General features: G+C 70.7%; 3 protein-coding genes and 1 tRNA gene. 1 reads left to right on the top strand and 3 read right to left on the bottom strand.

What is annotated here, in order from left to right; all coding sequences use genetic code 11:
- The first annotated feature begins 324 nt into the window (after positions 1-324).
- Positions 325-1,356 carry a glycoside hydrolase family 6 protein gene (locus G3I42_RS09655; protein ID WP_203606591.1) on the top strand — a complete coding sequence of 344 codons (1,032 nt, stop codon included), beginning with the start codon at positions 325-327 and terminating at the stop codon, positions 1,354-1,356.
- Between the two features lie 70 nt (positions 1,357-1,426).
- On the opposite strand, the gene G3I42_RS09650 is transcribed toward G3I42_RS09655, so the two are convergent.
- The 3 genes from G3I42_RS09650 to G3I42_RS09640 all read right to left on the bottom strand — a co-directional run bounded on the left by G3I42_RS09650 (position 1,427) and on the right by G3I42_RS09640 (position 5,897).
- Complete coding sequence (locus G3I42_RS09650) at positions 1,427-3,364, bottom strand: kelch motif-containing protein (protein ID WP_203606590.1); 1,938 nt, start codon at positions 3,362-3,364, stop codon at positions 1,427-1,429.
- Positions 3,361-5,340 (bottom strand): cellulose synthase catalytic subunit, encoded by a 1,980-nt coding sequence (locus G3I42_RS09645; RefSeq protein WP_164284284.1) that lies wholly within the window; start codon positions 5,338-5,340, stop codon positions 3,361-3,363. The genes G3I42_RS09650 and G3I42_RS09645 overlap by 4 nt, the downstream gene beginning before the upstream one ends.
- A 483-nt stretch (positions 5,341-5,823) precedes the next feature.
- Positions 5,824-5,897 (bottom strand) — tRNA-Lys (locus G3I42_RS09640).
- Positions 5,898-6,155 lie beyond the last annotated feature (258 nt).

Raw genomic sequence — 6,155 nt, 5'->3', positions numbered from 1 at the left:
CCCCGTCGCCCGCGCGGCCGGGCCGAGCACGGCGCAGGCGGTCGTCGGCTTCCTCCTCGCCGCGACCGCCGCGCTCGTCGTCGCCCTCGGCGTCCTGCGCCGGGGCCGCCGCTGAAGCGGGGGAATCTACGGGGTGGGGCGCCCGGGTGCGCGCGGGACCCCGCTAAGCGCGATCCGTGCCCCGCCCCGCCCCCGTCCACCAGCCGCCGCACCCCCCATTCCGGCCAACTCCCGCGCTTCCCGGGCGAATCGGGGCGGAGATTCCGGCGGGGCATCCCGCTATGTCAGGATTGGGGCCTCACCGGTACACCCTAGGGGGAGTGGATGTACGGCAGTGACGCACGTGGGTGGCGTGGGGCGGTGGTGGGGGTGCTCGTGGCCTCCGCCGTGCTCGGGGGGTGTTCCTCGGGGGGCGGCGACAACGGCGGCGACGACCCGAAGCCGCACGGCACCGGCACGGCGGTCGGGCAACGGCCCAAGGACCACGACCCGTACTGGGTCAACCCGCGCGGTACGGCGGCCACCGCGCTCGCCGGGTACCGCGCGGACGGCAAGGAGGCCGAGGCGCGGCTCGTCGAGCGCATCGCGCGCGAGCCGGTCGGCCAGTGGCTCACCCCGGAGGGGGCCCAGGAGGAGGCGCGCGGCTTCACGGAGGCCGCCGCGCGGGCGGACCGTACCGCCCTCCTCGTCCTCTACAACATCCCGCACCGCGACTGCGGCCAGTACTCGGGCGGCGGCGCGGCGGACGGGGACGCGTACCGCGCCTGGATCGACAAGGTCGCGGCGGGCATTGGCGACGGGCCCGCGACCGTCGTGCTCGAACCCGACGCGCTGCTGCACCTCGTGGACGGCTGCACCCCCGACGCGTTCCACGAGGAGCGGTACGACCTCCTCAAGGGCGCCATCGAGAAGCTCGGCGCGCTCCCGCACACCACCGTCTACCTCGACGCGGGCAATCCGGGCTGGCAGCGGCCCGAAGCGCTCGCCGAGCCGTTGGAGCGCGCCGGGATCGGCGCGGCCGACGGCTTCGCCGTCAACGTCTCCAACTTCGAGACGACGGAACGGAGCATCGCGTACGGCAAGGAGCTGTCCGGCCTCGTCGGTGGCAAGCACTTCGTCGTCGACACCAGCCGCAACGGCAACGGGCCCTTCACGCAAGGCGATCCGGGCGAGCGGTGGTGCAATCCGCCGGGGCGGGCGCTCGGTGAGCCGCCGACGACGAAGACGGCCGATCCGCTCGTGGACGCCTACCTGTGGGTGAAGCGGCCGGGGGAGTCGGACGGCACGTGCAAGGGCGGCCCCAAGGCGGGTCAGTGGTGGGGCACTTACGCCCTCGACCTCGCGAAGGGCGAGTGAGAACGGCTGGGAACGGGCGAGCTGGGCCGGGGTCCCGCCGGACCCCGGCCCAACTCACCCTCCCTCCAAGCTACTTCACTTCGACCCAGCGGGCCTTGCTCGGTGTCCCCTGGTCGTCCGTGACGAAGAGCATGTACCAGCCGCTCGGCACCAGATTCCGGTTCTCCGGGATCGTCACCTCGACGCCGCTCGCACTGCGTCTCACGTCGAGTGCCACCGAGCGCTGGTCGACGTCCGTCACGTGCGTCGAGGCGCTCGGGCGGATGAGGCGCGCGGTGCGGATCGAGGCCGCGTGCTTGCTCGGGTACGTCGCCGTCTCCCCGCGCGAGACGGCGGCCGGGCCCTTGCCGAGGCTCGGCCGCGCGCCCCGGTAGAGGTACGGCGGCGTGTAGATCTCCAGGCGCTGCTCGAAGGTGCCCGGCTTGCTGTTCGCCTTGTCCGCGTAGAGCGAGTCGGAGCCGAAGAAGAGCACGCGTCCGTCGGGGAGCAGGAGCGAGCCGGAGTGGTAGTTGCGGCCCACCTGGGGGTCGGCGACGCGGCGGAGGGTGTTCGTCCTCGTGTCGTACAGGCGCGCCTGGTGGATGTTGGAGTCGCCGCGCCCCCGGTAGTCCTCGGAGCCGCCCGAGACAAGCACGCTGTCGTCGGGCAGGACGGAGGTCTGCGGGTAGCGGGTGCCCTTCTCCAGCGAAGGCCCGTCGTGGAAACGGGGATGGGGGCTCTTGAGGTCGATGAGCCGGGTCTTCCTGCTCGATTTCGCGGACTCGCCGACGCCCCCGCCGCCGATCACGAGGTACTTCTCGTCCTGCGCGGGCGGCAGCAGTACGGTGCCCGAGGTCTCCATGCGGTCGGGGTCACTGAGCCCGCCGAGCGTGTCGAAGCGGTTCGAGGCCAGGTCCCAGATCCCGGGCTCGCGCCCCTCGTCGGCGGGCCCGTACCCGGCGTTGGAGCCCGAGTAGAAGAGCCGGCCGTCCTGGAGCGGGAAGACCGCCGGGTACGTCGGGAACTGCCGTTGCTTCTTCGTGTACGTCCACGTGCGGGTCTTCGGGTCGAAGATCTCGTTCTTGCCGGGGACGAGCTGGCCGATGTCGTCGAGCCCGGACAGGGAGAGGACCCTGCCGTCCGAGAGGGTCGTCAGGGTCGGGTACCAGCGGGCCTCGTGCATCGGGTCGACCTTGATGTACTTCTCGGCGACCGGGTCGAACTCGAAGGCGTCGTCGATGCCCTGGAAGTCCTTCTTGTCGAGCGCGAGCTTCTCGGCGATCCCGTACACGTTGTGCCGGTCGGCGCCCTTGAGCCCCGCGACGCGGTAGTTGTCCTGCGCGCCCGTCTCGTACTTCCTGCCCTCCTTCTCGGCCTCGACGTAGATGCGGTCGAGACCCGGCTCCGTGCGCAGGAACTTCCCCGTCTTCTTGTCGAAGACCTTCTTCGCCCGCTCGACGACCGCCGGGTCCTTCGCGACGAACGTCTTGCCGGTCTTCTTGCCGGTGAACTTCGTGCCCGCCTTGATGGTCTTCGGCGCGTCCGGGTCCTCGTTGTGGACGATCATGAGGCCACCGGCCTTCTTCACGTCGCCCTTGAGCTTCTCGTACCGCTTGGTGCCTCCGGCGACGAGGAGGTTGCCGTTGCCGAGCTGGGTGTGCCCGGTGCAGAAGAGGTCGTCGGGGGTCGGGACCTTCTTGATCGTGTTGGTCTCGGGGTCCCAGATACGCGTGTCGTACTTCTTCGCGTCGAAGTTGTCCTGGTTGTTCCCCGAACCGGCGATGAGCAGCACCTTGCCGGTGCGCAGGAGCGCGGCGTGGATCGTGTTCTGCCGGTACTCCTTCGGGAAGTTCAGGATGTCCCAGTGCCCGTTGCGCTCCTTGTACTCGGGTCTGTTGATCTTGTAGTGGTGATACCGCTCGGAGCCGAAGCGGTACATCGCTGGCGCGTTCATCCCCGCGACCGCGATCACGACGACGGCCCCGACCCCGACCCGGCGCATACGGCGCAGCTTGGCGCGGTCCGTCATGCCTCACGCCCCCCGATCCGCACGGCCTCGCCGTCGTCGTCCGCGACGGCCCACGAGGGCCGCGGGTCACGGCCGGAACCCCTGGGCTGACCGGGAACGGCGGCGGGCGGGACGACCGCGGTGGGCGGGGCGACGGTGGCGGGCGGTGGTACGGGTCCGGGGGCGCCCTCCCCGCGCGCGGCGCCACTCTCCCGTACCGCCCCGGCCCCCGCTCCCTCGTGCCGCAGCGACCACCGCCACAGCAGGATCGGCGCCGCCGTGATGAGCAGCGCGAGCGAGGCCCAGACGATCATCGCCGGGTGGTGGTGGCCGAGCGCGAAGGAGGCCGCGAGCGAGCCGCCGAAGACCGCGAGGAAGAAGAGGTGGACGCGGAAGGTCCCGAAGAGCGTGTCCGGGCTCGCCGAGTCGCCCTTCGGCGTCACGACGAAGCGGCTCTTGCGGCGCAGCACCGCGTCCATGAGCGAACGCGCGTACAGCGGCGCCGACATGGCGGACATCGCCATGCCCGCGACCCCGCCGGAACCCTCCGGCTCGTGCGGCGAGACGTTGTGCCGCCGGTTCCAGATGTACAGGCCGATCTGGAGCGCGGACGCGTTGCCGTAGAGCATGAGCCAGACGGACGGGTCGATGTTGACGCCCGAGGCTCCCAGCCCGAGGAACAGCGCGCAGGACAGCGCGGCCAGAATCCAGTTGAGCGCGGACATCGGGTAGAAGATGACCATCATCGTGTAGTTGAAGAAGCGCCCCAACGGCAACGTGAACGGGGCCTTCCAGAACTGCTTGAGCAGCGTCTCGTACGTCCCGCGCGACCACCGCAGTTGCTGCGTGAAGAAGTCCGTCCAGGCCGCCGGGCCCTCGCCGACCGCCAGCACGTCGGGCGTGTAGACGGACCTCCACTTGCGGCCGGTGCGCGGGTTGCGGGCGCGGTGCATCTCGAAGCCCGTCGCCATGTCCTCGGTGATCGAGTCGTACAGGCCGCCGATCTGGCGAAGTGCCGCGATCCGTACGGCGTTCGACGTGCCGACGAACATGGGGGCGCCGTAGGCGTTGCCCGCGCGCTGGATGAGCGCGTGGAAGAGGAACTGCTGCGATTCGGCGGCCTTGGTCACGAAGCTGTCGTAATTGCCGTAGACCTGCGGGCCGATGACGAAGCCGACGTCCGGGTCGCGGAAGTAACCGAGCATCCGTTCCAGGTAGTTGGGGAGCGGGACGTGGTCGGTGTCGACGGAGGCGAAGTAGTCGTAGTCGTCGCCGTGCGCGTCGAGCCAGGCGTTGTAGTTGCCGTGCTTCGTCTTCGCGCGGTGCGGGCCCTTCGGCTGGTTCCAGCGTGCGACGCCCTTGCGGGAGAAGTGCTTCACGCCGAGCCGCGCGCACACCTCGCGCACCTCGGGGTCGTCGCCCTCGTCGAGGAGCCACACGTGCAGGACGCCCCGGTGCCGGATGCGCACCGCCGCCTCCAGCGTCCGCGTCACCATCTCCAGCGGCTCCTTGCCGGGCACGAAGGAGGTCAGGAAGGCGACGCGCGTCCCGGTCTCGGGGACGACGGGCACCGGGTCGCGGGCGACGAGGGTCGCGTGCGCGTTGGAGAGCACGTTGAGGCAGCGGAACAGCTCGATGAGCCCGATCGCGACGAGCATCACGCCGTCGAGGACCGGCAGGAAGTCGTACGCGGGGTAGTCGCGCTCCGTCCAGTGCGCGGGCTGGAGCAGCCACAGGAGCAGCCCGACCGAGAGCACGGGCGCGGCGCAGAGCAGCAGCGCGGCCCGCACCCGGTGGGTCTCCTGGCCGAGGAGGCTGCGGTAGCGGACGCGGTAGGGGCGGGACGGATCGGGTTCGGTGAGCGGTCCGGCGAGCCGGCTGTGGTGCTCGTAGTCGTAGCGGGGCAGCTTGCCGCGCAGTCCGCGGAAGGTGCCGGTCCTGGTCTGCTCCACTCTGAGCTGCGTCGTGCGCGCCGGATCGTCGCCGGTCGGCGTCATGAGTCATTCCCCCCGCACGCGGCCGCCGGGCCGCGTGGTCTCGTTCTTCCTCGCCCGCCGCGGCCCCCTCCGGCCGCCCCGCGGGCGCGTGCTGTCGTCGGCCGGCTCGGCCGGACGGGCTTCGCGAGCCGCTTCCGGCACGACAAAGGATGTTTTTTCCGGCGCGACGGCGGCGCGCGCTGCCCCTCCCGGCATGGCCCCCGTTCGTCCCGCGCCCCCCGCGACGACTCGAAAAGAGTTCTACGCCACCGGCCATGATCGCAAGGGCGAAACAATGTGTTTACCGTGCATATCCGCCAATCGGTACAACTGAACGGTTGACCGTCCGAACGGGTGTATGAGGGGCACGGGATCTGGGGGATCGGAGTGCGGAAGGAGGTGGGGGTGCGCGCGGGGGCGCGCGGGCGGCGCGGGCGCGCGCCTTCGGCTCAGCCGACGCAAAAGAGAAGCCCCCCGATTGCTCGGGGGGCTTCTCTCTGTCGGTGCGCCGCCAGGGACTCGAACCCCGGACCCGCTGATTAAGAGTCAGCTGCTCTAACCAACTGAGCTAGCGGCGCCTGCTGACGTCGGGAACTTTACCCGATCCCCAGGGGTGCTCCCAAACCGCGGGGAGCGGGCTGCCACGCGCCCGTGACCGGGGGCGATGCGGCATTCGAGTCGTCAACATGCGGGCCCGCCGCGGGGTTGGGAAACTGACGTCTGTACATATTTCCCCCGCTTTGTCCCAGAGGGTGTGACGTGAATCTCATCGCCGGTCCGGTCTTCGAGGAGTTCCAGCCAGGCGCGGCCTGCCCGTGCCCCGGGTGCGCCGCCGA

Origin of the sequence: Streptomyces sp. SID11385 (assembly GCF_010548245.1) — a bacterium.
Taxonomy (GTDB): Bacteria; Actinomycetota; Actinomycetes; order Streptomycetales; family Streptomycetaceae; genus Streptomyces.
Note: the sequence above shows the minus strand (reverse complement) of the source record. Positions and strands in the feature narration are given on the sequence as shown.